Annotated in this window: 17 protein-coding genes and 1 pseudogene; 8 read left to right on the top strand and 10 right to left on the bottom strand. The window is 72.8% G+C overall.

The window, feature by feature from the left end:
• Nucleotides 1-30 precede the first annotated feature (30 nt).
• The gene (locus tag AB0I91_RS12180; RefSeq protein ID WP_498778577.1) at nt 31-1,428 is read right to left on the bottom strand and encodes an MFS transporter; all 1,398 of its coding nucleotides are present in this window, start codon (nt 1,426-1,428) and stop codon (nt 31-33) included.
• An 88-nt stretch (nt 1,429-1,516) separates the two neighbouring features.
• Nucleotides 1,517-2,293 (bottom strand): glycerophosphodiester phosphodiesterase family protein, encoded by a 777-nt coding sequence (locus AB0I91_RS12185; RefSeq protein ID WP_498778578.1) that lies wholly within the window; start codon nt 2,291-2,293, stop codon nt 1,517-1,519.
• A gap of 67 nt (nt 2,294-2,360) precedes the next feature.
• On the opposite strand from AB0I91_RS12185, the gene AB0I91_RS12190 reads away from it, so the two are divergent.
• From AB0I91_RS12190 to AB0I91_RS12205, 4 genes are all read left to right on the top strand, one after another.
• Entirely contained in the window at nt 2,361-2,717 is a 357-nt protein-coding gene (locus AB0I91_RS12190; RefSeq protein WP_498778579.1) for a hypothetical protein, read from the top strand.
• A 68-nt stretch (nt 2,718-2,785) separates the two neighbouring features.
• Nucleotides 2,786-4,837, top strand: a complete 2,052-nt coding sequence (locus AB0I91_RS12195; protein ID WP_499617837.1) for a putative bifunctional diguanylate cyclase/phosphodiesterase — start codon at nt 2,786-2,788, stop codon at nt 4,835-4,837.
• Between the two features lie 37 nt (nt 4,838-4,874).
• Nucleotides 4,875-5,543: a VOC family protein gene (locus tag AB0I91_RS12200; RefSeq protein WP_499636715.1), complete on the top strand. Its 669-nt coding sequence runs from the start codon at nt 4,875-4,877 to the stop codon at nt 5,541-5,543.
• An 8-nt stretch (nt 5,544-5,551) separates the two neighbouring features.
• Nucleotides 5,552-6,058: a GNAT family N-acetyltransferase gene (locus tag AB0I91_RS12205; protein ID WP_499636717.1), complete on the top strand. Its 507-nt coding sequence runs from the start codon at nt 5,552-5,554 to the stop codon at nt 6,056-6,058.
• 172 nt (nt 6,059-6,230) lie between these two features.
• Here AB0I91_RS12205 and AB0I91_RS12210 read toward each other — a convergent pair whose 3' ends face one another.
• From AB0I91_RS12210 to ku (AB0I91_RS12240), 7 genes are all read right to left on the bottom strand, one after another.
• Complete coding sequence (locus tag AB0I91_RS12210; protein WP_498778583.1) at nt 6,231-6,692, bottom strand: PPOX class F420-dependent oxidoreductase; 462 nt, start codon at nt 6,690-6,692, stop codon at nt 6,231-6,233.
• A 144-nt stretch (nt 6,693-6,836) separates the two neighbouring features.
• The gene (locus AB0I91_RS12215) at nt 6,837-9,836 is read right to left on the bottom strand and encodes an ATP-binding protein (RefSeq protein WP_499636719.1); all 3,000 of its coding nucleotides are present in this window, start codon (nt 9,834-9,836) and stop codon (nt 6,837-6,839) included.
• Nucleotides 9,837-9,905: 69 nt separating this feature from the next.
• On the bottom strand, nt 9,906-10,499 hold the full coding sequence (locus AB0I91_RS12220) for a GrpB family protein (RefSeq protein WP_499617841.1): 594 nt from the start codon (nt 10,497-10,499) through the stop codon (nt 9,906-9,908).
• Nucleotides 10,496-11,401: a non-homologous end-joining DNA ligase gene (gene ligD / locus AB0I91_RS12225; protein WP_499617853.1), complete on the bottom strand. Its 906-nt coding sequence runs from the start codon at nt 11,399-11,401 to the stop codon at nt 10,496-10,498. Before ligD (AB0I91_RS12225) ends, AB0I91_RS12220 begins: the two co-directional genes overlap by 4 nt.
• Complete coding sequence (ligD, locus tag AB0I91_RS12230; protein WP_499617842.1) at nt 11,391-12,848, bottom strand: non-homologous end-joining DNA ligase; 1,458 nt, start codon at nt 12,846-12,848, stop codon at nt 11,391-11,393. Before ligD (AB0I91_RS12230) ends, ligD (AB0I91_RS12225) begins: the two co-directional genes overlap by 11 nt.
• Nucleotides 12,849-12,864: 16 nt before the next feature.
• Nucleotides 12,865-13,746 carry a non-homologous end joining protein Ku gene (ku, locus tag AB0I91_RS12235; RefSeq protein WP_498778587.1) on the bottom strand — a complete coding sequence of 294 codons (882 nt, stop codon included), beginning with the start codon at nt 13,744-13,746 and terminating at the stop codon, nt 12,865-12,867.
• A 93-nt stretch (nt 13,747-13,839) separates the two neighbouring features.
• Nucleotides 13,840-14,631 (bottom strand): non-homologous end joining protein Ku, encoded by a 792-nt coding sequence (ku, locus tag AB0I91_RS12240; protein ID WP_498778588.1) that lies wholly within the window; start codon nt 14,629-14,631, stop codon nt 13,840-13,842.
• Nucleotides 14,632-14,912: 281 nt separating this feature from the next.
• Between ku (AB0I91_RS12240) and AB0I91_RS12245 the strand changes: the two genes are divergently transcribed.
• Complete coding sequence (locus AB0I91_RS12245) at nt 14,913-15,485, top strand: ricin-type beta-trefoil lectin domain protein (protein ID WP_499617843.1); 573 nt, start codon at nt 14,913-14,915, stop codon at nt 15,483-15,485.
• Nucleotides 15,486-15,615: 130 nt separating this feature from the next.
• On the opposite strand, the gene AB0I91_RS12250 is transcribed toward AB0I91_RS12245, so the two are convergent.
• Entirely contained in the window at nt 15,616-16,587 is a 972-nt protein-coding gene (locus AB0I91_RS12250) for a tyrosine-type recombinase/integrase (RefSeq protein WP_498778590.1), read from the bottom strand.
• Between the two features lie 92 nt (nt 16,588-16,679).
• Between AB0I91_RS12250 and AB0I91_RS12255 the strand changes: the two genes are divergently transcribed.
• From AB0I91_RS12255 to AB0I91_RS12265, 3 genes and pseudogenes are all read left to right on the top strand, one after another.
• Nucleotides 16,680-17,285 carry a TetR/AcrR family transcriptional regulator gene (locus AB0I91_RS12255; protein ID WP_499636721.1) on the top strand — a complete coding sequence of 202 codons (606 nt, stop codon included), beginning with the start codon at nt 16,680-16,682 and terminating at the stop codon, nt 17,283-17,285.
• A gap of 126 nt (nt 17,286-17,411) precedes the next feature.
• Nucleotides 17,412-17,747: pseudogene (locus AB0I91_RS12260) on the top strand (YqeB family protein); the annotation flags it as partial.
• A 51-nt stretch (nt 17,748-17,798) separates the two neighbouring features.
• Nucleotides 17,799-17,981, top strand: coding sequence for a CysS/YqeB C-terminal domain-containing protein (locus AB0I91_RS12265; RefSeq protein WP_499636894.1), 183 nt, complete (start codon nt 17,799-17,801; stop codon nt 17,979-17,981).
• Nucleotides 17,982-18,213: the final 232 nt, after the last annotated feature.

The raw sequence follows: 18,213 nt of genomic DNA on the forward strand, positions 1-18,213 counted from the left end.
GTCCGCGCTCCGGGGGGGGGGCACGGCGGGTCACACCTTGGCGGGCACCGGGTTGCCGGACGCGGCGATCGCCTTGCGCACCGGCACGAAGATCATGAGCACGAACCCGGCCACGAAGAAGATCACCAGCGAGATGATCGCCAGCCGGAACGACCCGGTGGCCTGGCCGACACCGGCGAACACCATCGGCCCCAGCCACGACGTGGACCGCTCGCCGACCTCGTAGAGCGAGAAGTACTGGGCCTCGCGGCCGGGCGGGATCATCTGGCTGAACAGCGACCGCGACAACGCGTTCGTGCCGCCCAGCACCAGCCCGATGCCCACCGCGAGCCCGTAGAACTGCACCTGCTGCCCGGCCTGCACGAAGAACGCCGCCCCGACCACCACGATCCACACGCACAGGCTGACCATGATGGTGCGCTTCGCGCCCCACGACTTCGCCACCCGCCCGTGCAGCATGCCGCCCAGGAACGCGACGAACTGCACGATCAGGATCGTGGTGATCAGCACCGTCTCGTCCAGCAGCAGCTCGTCGCGCCCGTACTGGGCCGACACGTTCGCGACGGTGGCGATGCCGTCGGTGTAGATGAGGTAGGTGCCCAGGAACGCCAGCGTCAACGGGAACAGCCGGGCCTGCCGGATCGTCTGGCGCAGCTCGGCGAACCCGGCGGTGATCACCGACGCGCCCGACTCCGAGCCGTGGGGCGGCTGGTGCCGCTTGAGCCGCGCCAGCGGGATGAGCGTGAACCCCGCCCACCACAGGCCGGAGAACACGAACCCGACCCGCACCGCCGCGCCCTCGCTCAACCCGATCGCGTCGTGGCCGATGAACAGCGCCAGCTGCACCGCCAACGCCAACCCGCCGCCGAGGTAGCCGAACGCCCAGCCTCGGGTGGACACGGCGTCGCGCTCGTCGGGGGTCGCGATCTCCGGCAGGAACGCGTAGTACACGACGACCGACGCGCCGTAGCAGATGTTGCCCAGGACGAACAGCACGACGCCGAGGTGCCAGTCGTCGCCGCCGACCGCGGCCAGCGCGACGGTGGCGACGGAGCCGGTGAACGCCAACCCGCCGAGCATGCGGCGCTTGTTCTGGGTGCGGTCGGCGATCGCGCCCATCACCGGCAGCACCACGACCTGCACGAGGGTGGCGATGGACAGCAGGTAGCCCCACAGCGACCCGGCGGGGAAGTAGGCGCCGAACAGGGAGATGTCGCACTGCTTGAGCGACCCGTCCGCGCACGGGTTCGGGCCGTTGCGGGCGGTGTCGGCGACCGCGGCCTCCTTGGCCACCGCGGTGAGGTAGCCGGAGAGGAACACGGTGACCACCGAGGTGGGGAACACCGAGTTCGCCCAGTCGTACCAGGTCCACCCGCGCTGTTCCCGCTTGCGGTCCACGGCGGGTGCGGTGCTGTCGGCCACGCTCATGGGGGCGGACTGTATATCGCCCGCCATCCACTGGTGGTGATCACCACCAAGCTGTTGCCAACCGTCCGCCCGCCCGCCACGCGGCGGGTCAGCCGCCCGCCCAGGCCCGCCGGTCGACCAGCACGTCGCGCAGCCGGTCGGGCCGGTCGGTGACCAGCCCGTCCACGCCCAGGTCCAGCAGCCGCCGCATCTCCGGCTCGTCGTCGACGGTCCACACGTGCACCTCCAGGCCGCGGCGGTGCGCGGCGGCCACGAACCGGCCGTCCACCACCACCAGCCGGCCCTGGTTCACCGGCACCTGCGCGACCATGCCCCGCACCGGCAGCCCCACCAGCGGCATCCGCCCGGCCGCCCACAGCGCGCCCGCCGACCGCGGCCCCATCGACGTCAGCAACCCCGGACCGCCCAGGCGCCGCAGCCGGGCCAGCCGCTTCTCCGAGAACGACGCCAGGCACACCCGGTGCAGCGAGCCGGTGCGGCGCAGCACCTCCAGCACCGGCACCACCGCGGAGTCCGCCTTGACGTCGATGTTCACCCACGCCTGCGGCAGGTCCTCCAGCAGGTCCTCCAGCCTGGTGATCGGCTCGCGGCCGCCCACGTTGGCGCGCCGCACCGCCGACCACGGCTGCGCGGCCACCGGCCCGGTCGCGTCCGTGGTGCGGTCCAGGGTCGCGTCGTGGTGGACCACCACCACCCCGTCGGAGGTGGCGTGCACGTCGGTCTCCAGGTACCGGTAGCCCTCCTGGTGCGCGCGGCGGAACGCGGCCAGCGAGTTCTCCATCCCCGACAGCTCGTCGAGGTGCCAGCCCCGGTGCGCGAACGCGCGGGGGTGCGGTCCGGACAGGTACGGGTGCTTCGCGGTCACACCCGGAGTCTGCCCTGGCGGCGTGGCGCGGCGGTGACCGGTGGGTAGCCGGATACCGTCGCCCGCCATGGAGCTGGTGACCGAGCCCGTCGCGGCACGCCGTGAGGAAGCCAGGCACTGCGCCTGGTGCGGACGCCGTCTGCCCGACAGCGGCCGGATCGGGCGGCCGCGCCGGTACTGCGCGCAGCCGTGCCGGCAGCGCGCCTACGAACGCCGCGCCGCCGTGCAGCGGGGCGGGCTGCCCGAGGACGCCGTGGTGCTGTCCGCGGGGGAGCTGGCCGACCTGCAGGACCGGCTGTTCCAGCTGCGGTGCGCCGCGGAGGACGTCGCCACCGCCGCCGCGGACGGCGCCGACGGCACCGAGCTGCGGCGGTTGGCGGGGGAACTGGTGGACACCGCGCGTGGTCTGGAGCGGTTGCGCTGAAGGTCGTCGGCTTGCCCCCCGCGCGTGGTCTCGACCATCATGGCCCGCGGGTGGGCGAGGAGGAGCGCGTGAACGGCAACGGCGCGTTGCACCGCGAGGTGCTCGACCGGGCCGACGTCGGTTTCGGTGTGACGGACGCGAACGGCACGCTGGCCTGGGTGAACCCCGCGCTGGCGGAGATCCTGGGCGTGCCGGTGGACCACGTGGTCGGCCGGTCGCTGCCCGCGCTGCTGCCCGGCGCGCCCGAACGGCCCCGGGCCGGGCTGGCGCTGCTCACCCCCAGCGCCTACCGCAAGGGGCACCGCTGGCTGGAGGTCACCTGCCAGACCCTCCCCGACGCCGCCACCGGGTCCGACGCCGAGGACCGGCTGCTGTACCGGGTGGTGGACGTCACCGCGTGGCGCGACCGGGAGCTCGAGGCCACCCACGAGGCCGACGCGCTGCGCCGCGCGCAGGTGCTGGGCCGCATGGGCACGTGGGAGTGGCACATCGCCGAGGACCGCGTGGTGTGGTCGGACACGCTGCTGGAGATGTTCGGGTTCGGCCCCGACACCGAGCTGGACTTCGACGGCTACGCCGCCGTGGTGCACCCCGAGGACCTGTCGATGATCCAGGCCACCCTCGAGGAGGCCATGCGGTCGGGCGCCGGGTTCTCCTACACCCACCGCATGCTGCTGGGCCGGGACCGCACCGAGCGGTGGTTCGAGTGCTTCGGGGAGGTCGTCACCGACGAGGACGGCTCGCCGCTGCGGGTGCTGGGCACCGCCCACGACATCACCCGAGCCCGCCGCGTGCACGACGAGCTGCTGGCGCTGGCCGAGCAGGACCCGCTCACCGGGCTGGCGAACCGGCGCGCGGTCACCCGCGAGCTGGAGCGGCAGCTCGCCGGCGGCGGCCCCGGCGCGATGCTGCTGCTGGACCTGGACAACTTCAAGGACGTCAACGACCTGCGCGGCCACGCCGTCGGCGACCGGCTGATGAAAGCGCTGGCCTCGACGCTGCGGTCACGGCTGTCGCCGTCGCAGCTGATCGGCCGGCTCGGCGGCGACGAGTTCGCCGTCGTGCTGCCCGGCGCGACCCCCGCCGACGCCGCCCGGGTCGCCGAGGGGTTGCGCGATGCCGTAGCGGCGTTGCCGCTCGTCGGCGCCGCCCGCAGCATCACCGTGTCCACCGGCGTCGCCGAGTACGGGCCCGGCGACACGTGGGAGCTCGTCCTCGCCAACGCCGACCTCGCCCTCTACGCCTCCAAGGCCGCCGGCCGCAACCGCGTCACCGTCTACGAGCCCGGCCACTACGCCGACACCGCGAAACGCGTCTCCGTGCTGGACCGGCTGCGCGCCGCGCTCGACGGCGGCGGCCTGGCCCTGCACGCCATGCCCATGGTGCAGCTGGCCACCGGCACCACCCTCGGCCACGAGCTGCTGCTGCGGCTGGAGGACGGCCAGGACCCCTACCTGGGGCCGGCGGAGTTCCTGCCCGAGGCCGAACGCTCCGACCTCGTGCTGGACATCGACCGGTGGGTGCTGTCCACCGCGATCGACGCCCTCGTCGGCCACCCCGACCCGCGGCTGCGGTTCAACGTCAACATCTCCGGCCGCACCCTGGAGGACGAGGACTTCGGCGGGTTCGTGCTCGACCGGCTCGCCACCGCGGGCGTCGCGCCCGGCCGGCTGGGCCTGGAGATCACCGAGACCGCCGCGGTGACCAACCTCGACGCCGCCCGCGCCCTGTCGCTGCAGCTGCGCGCGTTCGGCTGCCGCATCATCCTCGACGACTTCGGCTCCGGGTTCGGCTCGTTCGTCCACCTCAAGCACCTGCCCATCACCGGCATCAAGATCGACGGCGAGTTCGTGCGCGGCATCGACGAACGCTCCACCGACGCCGTGCTCGTCGCCGGGATCGTGCAGATCGCCCAGGGCCTGGGCCTGACCGCCGTCGCCGAGTGGGTCGAGCGCCCCGCCCAGGTCGACGCCCTCGTCCGGCTGGGCGTGCAGAGCGGCCAGGGCTTCCACCTCGGCCGCCCCCAGCCGCTCGACCAGGTCCTCTCGGCCCAGTCGCAGCCGCCGAACGGAGCATTGTCGCCACGCATGGCCGGTGCGGAGGATGGGGCGCGTTCCTGATCACCGCCGCCCCGCCCCCCGATGGGAAGCCACCGCCGTGCCCGGTACCCCCGACAGCCCCGCACGCGGTGTCCGCCGCGTCGAGCTGAGCACCACCCGCCCCGAACCGATCGCCGAGTTCTACGCCCACCTGCTCGGCTGGGTGCTCATCGCCGAACCCGACGGCGCGTTCACCGGCTGGGTCGGCGACCGCCTGGCCGCCCGCGTGCACCCCGGCGACCCAGCCTGGCGCGTCGTGTTCGCCGGCACCCCACCCCGCGACCTGGGCGTCGGCGCCGCCGTCGACACCGGCCGCGTCCTGCACGGCCCGTGGGCGCCGCAACCACGCCCCGGCGAACCGTGCTGGGTGGAACTCATGGGCGACGCCGCCGACGACGACCACTGGGCCGGCGCCCTGGGCTGGCAGGTCCGCGACCCCGACGGCGAGTTCACCCTCTACGACGCCACCGTCGCCGACGACCGCCGCCCCGTCGCCGGCCGCCTCACCGCCCAGGGCGGCTGGACCTGCTACTTCGCCGTCCCCGACGTCGCCGCCGCCCTCGCCGAGGCCACCGACATGGGCGGCGCCGTCCTCGTCGGCCCCCGCGAGGTCCCCACCGGTGTCGTCGCGGCCGTCGCCGACCCCGCCGGCACGGTGTTCGCGCTGCTGGAGAACCCGGCCGGCTGGGGCGGCGCCTGGAGCGTCGCCCACCAGGCCCACGCCTGAGGACCGCGATGGACGAGGAGCACGCGGGGACCGGGCCGGTCGTGCGGGACGCCGGGCCCGACGACGCCGCCGCCGTCCGCCGGTTCGGCGAGGAGCACGTCCCTGCCCACTACACCCCGCTGATCGGCGCCGAGGCCGCCGCCGACCAGGTCCGCCGGTGGTGGGACGAGGCGCGGCTCGCCGCCGCCGCGGCCGACGGGCTGCTCGTCGTCGCCGAGATCGACGGACAGCTGGTCGGCGTCGGGCAGCGCGGCCGCCTGGGCGCCGACCACGTCGCCTACAAGCTCTACGTCCACCCCGGCCACCGCGGCCACGGCCTGGGGCCCGCGCTGCTCGACGCGCTGACCCGACGGCTGCCCGCCGACGCCGACCGGTTGTGGATCGAGCACTACGCGGCCAACGCACGCGCGGCCGCGTTCTACGAGCGCGAGGGCTTCACCGTGCAGCGGGTCGAACCGGGCCCCGGCGGGGACCCCGCGCTCGCCGTGGTGTGGCGGGCCCGCCCCCTGCGGTGACCCGGGGATCCGGACACATGGGGATCCGGGCGCCCAGTCGTCCCGGCACTCAGTGATCGGGGCGTGGAGGCCCGGCGCTCGGCAACCGGGTCCGGCTCGCGGTGATCGGGCTCGCTGGGGGGAGCGGCGCAAAGACGAGCGGTGCGTGGGGGAGTGGCGCGGAGGGGAGTGGTCAGCCGGCCAGGTCGGGCGGGAACCCGCCGGTCGCGATCGGACCCCACCGGTCGATCGTGACGCGGATCAGCGACTTGCCCTGCCGGCGCATCGCGTCCCGGTACTCGTCCCAGTCCGGGTGCTCGCCCGCGATGCACCGGTAGTAGTCCACCAGCGGCTCCAACGCCTCCGGCAGGTCCAGCACCTCGGCTCGACCGTCCACCTGGACGTAGGGGCCGTCCCAGTCGTCGGACAGCACGCACACCGTGACCCGCTCGTCCCGCCGGGCGTTGCGCGACTTCGCCCGCTGCGGATACGTCGACACCACCACCCGCCCCTCCTCGTCCACCCCGCACGTCACCGGCGACACCTGCGGACGCCCGTCGGCGCGCGCGGTGACCAGCAGGGCGCGGTGGCGTGGCCGCAGGAACGCGACCAACTCGTCACGGGACACGGAGTCGGCGGTGGCGATTCTCGGCATGCCCACCAGCCTAGGAGACGACGCCCGACCGCACGCCCCGCCACACCCGACGGGCACCACCCGCCACGCCCCGGGCCTGCCCGACTTTCCCCGCCCCGACCAGCCCCGACCAGCCCCGACCAGCCCGGGCCGGTCGGGGCGACGTCACGCGTCGAGCAGGGCGGCCACCTCGTCCGGCCCCGACCCGGCGCCCCGCGCCGACACCTCCGCGAACACCCCGTCACCGACCAGGGCCCGCGCCGCCGCCTCCATCGCGAGCACCTCCGGGTCCACCACCGCCACCTCGCCGCGCAACCCCCGCGCCACCCCCGCCAGCAGCGCCGCCCGCACCCCGTCGCCGTCGGCCACCGCCGACGCCGCGTGCGCCTCCACCACCCGCGCCAACACCACCTGGTTGCCCCACTCCCGCGCCGACACCGCCGCCGACGCCCACGCCCGCACCGCCGCCTCGCGGTCACCGCACGCCGACTCCACCCGCCCCACCGCGACCAGGATCGACGCCCGCACCTCCTCCGGCCCGAACCAGCCCCGCGGGCACACCCGCAACGCCTCCTCGCACCACCGCCGCGCACCCTCCAGGTCACCGCGACGCCGTGCCACCTCCGCCGCACCCAGCCACGCCTGCGCCAACGTCTCCACCGTGCCCTGCGAGCGCGCCAGCACCGCCGCCTCCTCCACGTCGGCCACCGCGCCGTCCAGGTCACCGGACTGACACGCCCACTCCGACCGGCGGCACAGCAGGCTCGCCGTGTGCTCGGTCGCCCCGAACGACCGCGACAACGCCAACGCCTCGTCCAGGAACCGCATCGCCTCCGCCAACCGGCCACCCGCCCGCGCCAACTCGGCCAGCTGCGCCAACGCCAGCGCCATGCCCCACCGCTCACCCACCGCCCGGAACCCCGTCAACGCCGCCGCGTGCTCCTCCCACGCCTCCCGCAGCCGCCCCGAGTACTGCAGCCCCATCCCCGACCCCAACCGGCCCAACGCCCGACTCCACGGATCCGACCCCAGCAGCCGGTCCCGCAACGCCTCCATCTCCGCCAGGTCCAGCTTCGGCACCCCGTGCGCCATGCCCCACAACACCGTCAGGTACGGCCGCGCCGGCGGACCGGGCAGCCCCGCCGGCGACGGATCCCGCGGCGACGGCGACCCCGGCAACCCCGCCGCACCCGTCGACGACGCGTTCACCAGGCACAACAGGTACTCCTCGGCCAACCCGGGCGGCGGCGTCGGCCCCACCGCCCGCACCACCTCCGCCGCCAACGACGCGCCCTCCGCGCGCAACCCCCGCAACCACCACGGCCACCCCAGGTCCGCCGCCAACCGCAACGCCAGCCCGTGATCGCGCGCCGCCGCCCACCGCACCGCCGCCGTCAGGTTCTCGTGCTCCGCCGCCAACCGCCCCAACCACACCAACTGCGCCGCCCCGTACAGGTGCGGCGCCGCCTCGGCCGCCACCCCCGCGAAGTGCTCCGCGTGCGCCCGCAACAGCCCCGGCTCCTCACCCGACTCCGCCAACCGGGCCGCGCAGAACGCCCGGATCGTCTCCGACATCCGATACCGGTCCCCGGACACCTCCACCAACGACTTGTCCGCCAACGACGGCAACACCTCGTCCACGCCCGCCACCCCGCACACCGCCGCCGCGGCGCCCAACGTCGCCCCGCCCCGGAACACCGTCAACCGCCGCGCCACCACCCGCTCCTCGTCGTCCAACAACCCCCAACTCCACTCCACCACCGCGTGCAGCGTCCGATGCCGCGCCACCGCCGCCCGACTGCCCCGCGACAACAACCGGAACCGGTCACCCAACCGCGCCGCGACCTCCGCCACCGGCAACGACCGCACCCGCGCCGCCGCCAGCTCGATCGCCAACGGCAACCCGTCCAACGCCCGGCAGATCCGGACCACCAGCTCCGCCGTCCCCGGGTCCAGCCGGAACGACGGGTTCACCGCCACCGCCCGATCCGCGAACAACCGCACCGCCGCCGACCCCGCCCCGCCCGACTCCAACGGCGGCACCGGCCGCACCACCTCCCCGGTCACCCCCAACGCCTCCCGCGACGTCGCCAACACCCGCAACCCCGCGCACCGCGCCAACAACCCCGCCGCCAACGCCGCCGCGTCGTCCACCACGTGCTCGCAGTTGTCCAACACCACCAGCACCGGCCGGTCCCGCAACGCCGCCACCAACCGCTCCACCGGCGCCGTCACCGGCCGCATCCCGTCCTCCCGCAACCCCAACGCCGACACCACCGCCCGCGGCACGTCCCCGCCCACCGCCAACGGCGCCAGGTCCACGAAGAACACCTCACCCCGCTCCCGGGCCGCCGCCTCCACCGCCAACCGCGTCTTGCCCGCACCACCCGGACCGGTCAACGTCACCAACCGCGACGACCCCAACGCCGCCCCGACCAGCCGCACCTCCTCCTCACGGCCCACGAAACTCGTCAACTGCGCCGGCAGCACCCGCCGCGCCACCGGCCCCTCACCCCGCAGCACCTCGCCGTGCGCCGCCACCAGCCCGGGGGAGGGGTCCGCGCCCAACTCCTCGGCCAACAACCGGCGCGTCCGCTCGAACACCCCCAACGCCTCCGCCTGCCGCCCCTCCCGGTGCAGCACCCGCACCAACCGCGCCACCAACCGCTCCCGCGTCGGGTGCGCCGCCACCAACTCCCGCACCAACCCCACCGACACGCCCTCGTGGTCCTCCACCGCCCGCAGCCGCAGCTCCTCCCACCGCGCCGCGCACACCGCCGCGAACGGCGCGTCACCCACGTCCCGCAACGCCGGACCACGCCACAACGCCAGCGCCTCACCCGGCAACCCCCGCGCCACCAGGTCCTCGAACCGCAGCGCGTCCACCTCGCCCGGATCCACCACCAGCCGGTACCCGGCCGCCGACCGCTCCACCTCCACGTCGAGCACCGACCGCAGCCGCGACACCTGCGACTGGATCGCGTTGCCCGCCCCCGCCGGCGGACACGGCCCGTACAGGGCCTCGCTCACCCGGTCGACACCCACCACCCGGCCCGCGTCCACCAGCAACACCGCCAACAACGCCCGCAACCGCGGCCCACCGACCCGGACCTCCGTCCCGTCCGCACGCCGCACCACCATCGGACCCAACACCCCGAACCGCACCCGCGAATCCTCCCGCACCCCGAACCCGCACCGGACCGGAACCCCGCCACCGGACCGGGGGAGCGGCGGTCAGGCGCGGCCCAGGATGTCGGCCACCACCCCCGCCTTCGCGTCCGCGTACTGCTGCAGGTACGTCCACTCCCGCGCCGCGAGCTCCCGCTTCGTCCGCTCGTACAACACCCGATCCGCCTCCGACACCCGCAACCGGTCCCGGAACGCCACCATCCGCGCCACCTCCGGCTCACCCGCCGTGAACACGTGCAGGTTCACGTCCGTGTCCGGTCCCTTGAACATCCGGTGCTCGAACCACTCCGGCTCCCGGATCCGCAGCACGTACCCCGCCGCCTCCAACGCCGGCACGTACGACGGCTCATCCGCCGAATCCGCCACCGCCAGCACCACGTCCACGATCGGCTTCGCCGCCAACCCCGGCACCGACGTCGACCCCACGTGCTCCAACCCCAGCACCAGGTCACCCAACGCGCCCCGGATCCGCGCCGCCTCACGCTCGTACAGCCCCGCCCACGCCGGATCGTGCTCCACCAACACCACCCGGCCCGCCAGCCTCGGCGCCGCACCCACGTGCGCCGCCCTGATCCGCTCCTCCGACGACCCCACGACCAACCCCTCCTCCCGATCAGCCGACCACGACAACCCGGTCACCGTGGCAGAGGCGACGGCTCGCCCGCCACGAACAGGTCACCCCCCGCGTCCACCCGCTCCCGCACCTCGTCGGCCAGGAACACCAGGTCCTCCACCACCCGGCACGCCTCCACCTCGTCCCACGACACCGGCGCCGACACCGACGGCCGCGACCGGGCGCGCAACGAGTACGGCGCCACCGTCGTCTTCGCCGGGTTGTTCTGCGACCAGTCGATCAACACCTTCCCCGTCCGCTGCGCCTTCGCCATCCGCCACACCACCTCCTCCGGCCACTCGCCCGCCAACCGCTGCGCCACCCCCTTCGCGTACTCCGACGTCCGCTCCGCCGACGACACCGACACCGCCGCGTACACCTGCAACCCCTTCGACCCCGACGTCTTCACCACCGGCGCCAACCCGTCGCCCTCCAACACCTCCCGCACCCGGCACGCCACCCGGCAGCACTCCACCACCGTCGCCGGCTCACCCGGATCCAGGTCGAACACCAGCAGGTCGGGGGAGTGCCGCCCACCCCGCGCTCCCACCGTCCACTGCGGCACGTGCAACTCCAATGCCGCCAGGTTCGCCAACCACACCACCGTCGCCAGGTCGTCCACCACCACGAAGTCCGCGTACTCCGCGCCCCGCGACGACCCCGGCGTCTCCACCCGCACCGTCCGCACCCACTCCGGCGCGTGCGACGGCACGTTCTTCTCGAAGAACGACTTCCCGTCCACCCCGTTCGGGTACCGCCGCACCGTCATCGGCCGACCAGCCACGTGCGGCAACAACACCGGCGCGATCCGCGTGTAGTAGTCGATCACCTCAGCCTTGGTGAACCCCACCTCCGGGTACAGCACCTTGTCCAGGTTCGTCAGCTTCAACCGACGACCCTCCACCCGCACCAACGCCTCACCCGTCACCACGCCGCACCTCCCCGGGCGCCCGATCCGGCCGCAACCCCCGCCACGTCGGGAACCGCAACCGGCCGTCCGCCGTCCACTGCCGGTACGCCACCTCGCCCACCAACTCCGGACGCACCCACCGCGCACCCCGCGCCCGCTCCCGCGGCACCTCCGACGTGAACGGCGACCCCGCCACCCCCGACTCCGACAACCGGGCCGTCAACCGCTCCAACTCCGCCTGGTCGAACCCCGTGCCCACCGACCCCGCGAACACCAACCCGCCCTCACCGTCCGGGATCCCGAGCAACAACGAACCCACCACCCCCTTGCGCTTGCCCTCACCCGGCCGCCACCCCCCGATCACCACCTCCTGCGTCGCCACCGCCGTCACCTTCACCCACTGCGGCGAACGCCGACCCGGCACGTACCGCGAATCCAGCCGCTTCGCCACCACCCCCTCCAACCCCTGCTCCCGGCTCGCCGCCAACACCGCCGCCCCCTGACCCGGGAACGCCTTCGGCGTCAACCAATGAGCACCCGTCAACCCCAACCCCTCCAACAGCTCACGCCGCCGCGCGTACGGCAGCTCCACCGTGGGGGAGCCGTCCAGGTGCAACACGTCGAACACCAGGAACGTCACCGGCGTCCCCGCCACCAACCGCCGCGCCTGCGCCGCCGAGGCGTGCATCCGCTGCTGCAACGCCCCGAAACTCGGCCGCCCACCCTCCAACGCCACGATCTCCCCGTCCAACAACACCTGCGTCACACCCAGCTGCGCACCCAACCCCTGCAACTCCGGGTACGTCCCCGTCACGTCGTTGCCCAACCGGCTCGTCAACCGCACCCGACCACCCTCCACCCGGGCGATCGCCCGCACCCCGTCCCACTTGAACTCGAACGCCCACTTCGCCGCCGGCCCCGGCAACTCCGCCGCGGGCGTCGCCAACATGGGCGACAACGACTCCGGCAACGGCACCCAGTCCGCACGCACCGCCCCGTGCCGCCGCCGCACCATCCAGTCCTTGCCCGCCCCGCCGGTCGACCCACGGCGGAAGAACACGAACTCGCCCTCCACCCGCGAACCGTGCAACACCACGTCCACCTCGCGGTCGGACCACTTCACCGTCTCGTACCGACCCCGGTCCCAGATCACCATCTCACCCGCGCCGTACTCGCCCTTCGGGATCACCCCCGAGAACGACGCGTACTCCAACGGGTGATCCTCGGTCCGCACCGCCAACCGGATCGTCCCCGGCTCCGGCGGCAACCCCTTCGGCACCGCCCACGACACCAACACCCCGCCCCGCTCCAACCGCACGTCCCAGTGCAACCGCGACGCGTGGTGCTCCTGGATCACGAACGTGTCGTCACCACCACGCGGCACCACCGGATCGTCACCGGGCACAGGCTCCGGCGTCCGCCCCGGATCCCGCTTGCGCCGGTACTCCGAAAGATCCCCACCCATCCCCGCCGCCACGCCCTCAGGCGGGCTTCGCCTTCTTCTTCGCCGGAGCCTTCCGCGACGACCCCGACCCCGAACCCGACGCGGACTTCTTCGCCGCCGGCTTCCGCGCCGCCGACCGCCCACCCCGCGCCGACTTCGCCTGCTCCACACTCCGCTCCAACGCCGTCATCAGGTCGATCACCTCACCGGCCTCCTCCACCTCCGGCCGCTCCGGCAACTCCGCACCCTCCGCCTTCGCCTCGATCACCTTCTGCATCGCCACCGTGTAGTCGTCCGAGAACTCACCCGGATCGAACGACCCCGCCATGCTCTCCACCAACGACGACGCCATCTTCAACTCCTGCGGCCGCACCTCCACGTCCGCGTCCAGGAACTCGAAATCCGGCTTCCGCACCTCGTCCGGCCACAACATCGTGTGCATCACCAACAAGTCGTCCCGCGCCCGCAACAACGCCAACGTCTCCCGCTGACGAATCGCGATCTTCACCACCGCGAGCTGCCCACTGCGCTCCAAAGCCGTCCGCAACAACACGTAAGGACGCGTCGCCGCCTTGTCCGGCTCCAGGTAGTACGACTTCTGGAAGTAGATCGGATCCACTTCCTCCACCGGCACGAACTCCAACACCTCGATCGCCCGATCGGTGTTCACCGGCAACTTGTCGAAGTCCTCCGCGTCCATCACCACGACCCGGCCGTCGTCCAGCTCGTACCCCTTCGCGATGTCGGCGTAGGGGACCTCCTCACCGCACACCTGGCACACCCGCTTGTACCGGATCCGCCCACCGTCCTCACGGTGCACCTGGTGGAACCGGACGTCGTGCTCCTCCGTGGCCGTGTACAACCGGACACCGATCGTCACCAACCCGAACGAAATCGCCCCACGCCACACGGACCTCATGCCACGTGACTACCCGCGAACAGCGCGATCCGCACCAGGGCGTCACTCGAACGGGCTAACAAACACCGGGCCCGCCGCCCGACACCGCAACCCTCAACCACCCTCACGCCGCGACCGCCCCGACCGCACCCGCTCCACACTCCGCCGCAACGCACCCAACAGATCCACCCCACCACCCGTCTCCTCCGGCCCCCGCGCCACCGGCACCTCCGCCGCACCCGCCGACTTCGCCTCGATCAACCCCTCCAACCGCTCCCCGTACCCGTCGGAGAACACCGACCCGTCGAACGGCGCCGTCATCGACTCCACCAACGCCTCCGCCACCGCCAACTCCGCACCACCCGACACCACACCCGAGAAATCGGAACCCGGCTCCCGCACCTGACCCGGCCACACCAACGTCTGCAACACCAAACCCCCACCCCGAGGCCGCACCACCCCCAACACCTCCCGACCCCTCAACCCCGCCCGCACCACCGCCACCCGCGACAACCGCACCAACACATCCCGCAACACCACGTACGACCCCACCGCCACCCGCTCCGGCTCCACGAAGTACGACCGACCCCACAACACCGGATCCACCTCGTCCACACCCACGAACTGCACCACCTCGATCGTCGGCTCCACCCCCGCCGACAACCCCGCCAGATCCTCCGCCTCCACCATCACCAACCGACCATCCGGCAACACGAACCCCTTCGCCACCTCCGACAACTCCACCCCCGCACCGCACACCGAACACACCCGCCGATGCCGCACCCGCCCACCGTCCAGCCGGTGCACCTCGTGGAACCGCACACCACGCTCCCGCGTCGCCCCGAACAACCGCACCGGGAACACCACCAACCCGAACGACACCGAACCACGCCACACAGCCCTCATAACCCCTGCGTACACCTGTGCGAACATCGACTCACCCAAGCACCCGCACGGACTACTCCGCAGCACGTTCCCGAGCACGACGGCACGACCGGAGCCGATACGCACCCGGTGATCGCTCACCGTGACGGCGGCGGGACCCGTGACCGCTGAAACACCCGGCCCCACCGGACCCGACCGACGTCACCCACACGGCCCCGACCAGCGACTGAGCTGTCAGGGTGGCACGCCCAGTCACCACTTCCACACCCAAAGTCAGGCTGAAAACCTGGCCCGATGCACTTGTGGGGGAGCTGACCGGGCGGACGCGCCGACCCGTCGCCGCTGGAGGAACGGAGAAGCGGATGATCAGAATGTCGCGAATCGGAAAACTCGGGCGGCTGGTGGTCACCGCGGTCCTGGCCGCAGCGCTGACGACGACAGCAGGCCTCACGCCGGCGTCCGCCGCCTCCGGGTACACGCACTACGAGAACGTCGGAAACCCCGGCTGGTGCCTCGACGGTGACGGGGCCGAACCCTACCTCCACCGGTGCGGCCACGGAGACGTCGACAACCAGCTCTGGTACTACACCAGCGGAATGGACAACCTCCAGCTGGAACACGCCGCGTCCGGCAACTGCCTCGTCGCTCGTTCCGCGGGCTGGATCGACCTGGGCGACTGCACCGGAGTCGAAAGCCGCTGGGACGCAAGGGGCAAGAACGGCTGGGTGATGCTGTGGAACAGGGCTTTCGGTGGATGCCTCGTCCCGTGGGGAACCGATGTGCCGGGCGACCACTACCCGCTCGTCCTGGAGTGGTGCGACCCCGGCAACCTCAACAACGTCCCGAACATCCGCGCCTGGCGCTACTTCGGCTAGAACGAGGCCCTGAACCCCGCCTCGCACGCGGGCGGTTCCGCCTTCCACCTCCCAGCGATCCCGGCGTGGAGAGCGGACGCCGCCGAGCACTCGCGACGGTCGACCCGACGGCCCCACCCGGCTCGAACACCTACTCCGCGCGCGGCAACCGCGCCAACGACGCGTACGTCCGATTGCCCGCCACCGCCGCCCGCCGCTCCCGCGCCGTCGCCTCGATGTAGTTCTGCGACGTCGCCAACGACGCGTGCCCCAACAACGCCATGATCTCCGACGCCGTCGCACCGTCCTCCGCCAACCGCGTCGCGAACGTGTGCCGCAACGCGTGCAGGTTCGCCCCCGACGGCACCCGGTCGTGCAACCCCGCCCACCGGAAGCACGACCGCACCAAGTACTCCAACCCACCCCGCCCGATCGGCTCACCATGCCGATCACGCAACAACGCCGACCCCCGGTCGAACCGCCCCTGCGGAAAACGCCGCCGACACGACTCCACGTACTGCTCGATGATCCGGTCCATCGCCGGCTCGATCGGCACCGACCGGTCCCGATTGCCCTTACCCGCCACGTGCAACCGCCGCTCACCCGGCCGACCCACCACCGACCCGTGCGTCAACGTCCGCATCTCCGCCGACCGCAACCCCGCCACCAACCCCAACGCCAACACCAGCACATCCCGCTCCGGCCACGGATCACGACCCTGACGAGCACCCTCCGCCGCGGCCGCCAACAACCGCTCCGGCGTGTCCTCACCCCGCAACGGCTTCGGCACCAGGGGAGGGGTCTTCGGCCGCGCCACCGCACCCATCGGATTGCCCGCCACCAACTCCTCCGCCACGCAGAACGTCAAGAACTGGTTCCACGTCGACCACGCCCGCAACACCGACGACTTCGCGTGCGAGTCCGCGAACACCCCGAACGCCGCACGCAGGTTCCGCGTCGTCAACTCCGACATCACCAGCGACTCCGGGGGAGTACCCGTCACCTCCGACAACAACGCCGTCACACCCGCCAGGTCACGCCGGTACGCCGCCGTCGTGTGCGGCGAATCCTTCCGCGGCCGACGAGCGAGGAAGAACGACTCCTGAGCGGCAAGCACCAGCATGTCGATCTTCCTACCAAACACCACCGACAAAACCCGGCCACCGGCGCCGCGGTATAGTTCGACTGAACGATCAGTCAAAGAAAGGGCGCGCCGTGGCACGCACCGTCGACACCCGGCAGGTCGCACAACGCCGACAAGCCATCACCCTCGCCGCCGCCCGACTCTTCGCAGCCCACGGCTTCGACCAGACCACCGTCGCCCAGATCGCCCGCGCCGCCGGACTCAGCCCCGCCGGCGTCTTCTACTACTTCCCCGACAAACAGGCCGTCTTCCGCTCCGTCTTCGAACGCGACCTGCCCCGCTCCGAGAACCTCGTCACCCGCCACACCGACACACCACACCCCGCCACCGCCATCACCGAACTCGTCACCGAACTCGCCGCCGACGCCCAGGACCCCACCGCACCCGGCCTGCTCGTCGAACTCCTGCGCCAAGCCGGCCGCGACCCCGAACTCGTCGACATCGTCGCCCGCAACGCCCGCATCCTCCACGACGGACTCGCACACCTGATCACCCGCGGCATCCAGGACGGCACCGTCGACCCCACCCTCGACCCCGACCACACCGCCCGCTGGCTCCTGGCCGTCGTCGACGCCGTCTTCCTCAACGCCGACCCCGCCCACGACCCCCGCCCCGCACTCCGCCGCACCGTCACCCACTACCTCGCACCACCACCACAGCACCCGGAGGACACATGACGGGGACCACCACCGACCACCACACCGCCACCGTCCGGATGCCCACCACCTGGCTCTGGCTCCTCCGACTCGGCGGAGCCGCACTCGGCTGCGCCGCCGCCTTCGGCACCCCGCCACTGGCGAACTGGCTGCTCGACCTCACCGGCTCGGCCCCCGCTCCGGATCGCCGCACAACTGCCCACCACCTGGGCCGTACCCGTGCTCACCCTCCTCGGCGCCGCCACCGGGACCTGGCTCGCCGCCACCGCCCGCCGGGAAAGCCCCGTCGTGACCGTGCACCGCGACCACATCGCCGTGCACCACGACGACACCGCACTGCACCTGCGCCGCGACCGGACGAACGCCGTCTTCACCGACGGCCGAGACCTCGTCGTCCTGGACCACGACGGCGGCGAAATCGCCCGCGTCCAGGCCACCGACCTGCCCACCAGGGGACTGCGCGAGGCGTTCGAGCGGTTCGACTACCCGTGGCAGGGGACCACCGACCCGCACGAAGCCGACTTCACCCGCTGGATCGACGGCACACCCGACCTCGACCCCGCCACCCACACCCTGCTCCGCACCCGCCACCGCGCCCTCGCCGACAAGAAACCCGGCGCGGCGGCGGAAGCACTCGACGAGCTCCGCGCGAAGGGGATCGCCGTCCGGGACCGGAACGGCAAGCAGCAGTACCGCCGGACTGCGCGAGAGTCGTGACAGGGGAGGGCCACGCCGTCTCGCACGGGGGAGCGGGCTACCCGCGCGTGGGCGTTACGACGGGTCCGAGGCTGCCGACGTCCTGAGGCCGCGGGCTCGGTTCGCCCGGTGAGCGGGGAGTCCTGGTTCCTGACGAGACGGGGCGTCGACGTTCGCCCCCGCGCTGGTCCCCCGCGATCAAGATCAATTCATGGATAATGGGGATTATCCATCAAAAGCGGGTCCGGGAGGG

The organism is Actinosynnema sp. NPDC049800 (assembly GCF_040656635.1).
Classification (GTDB): Bacteria; Actinomycetota; Actinomycetes; order Mycobacteriales; family Pseudonocardiaceae; genus Actinosynnema.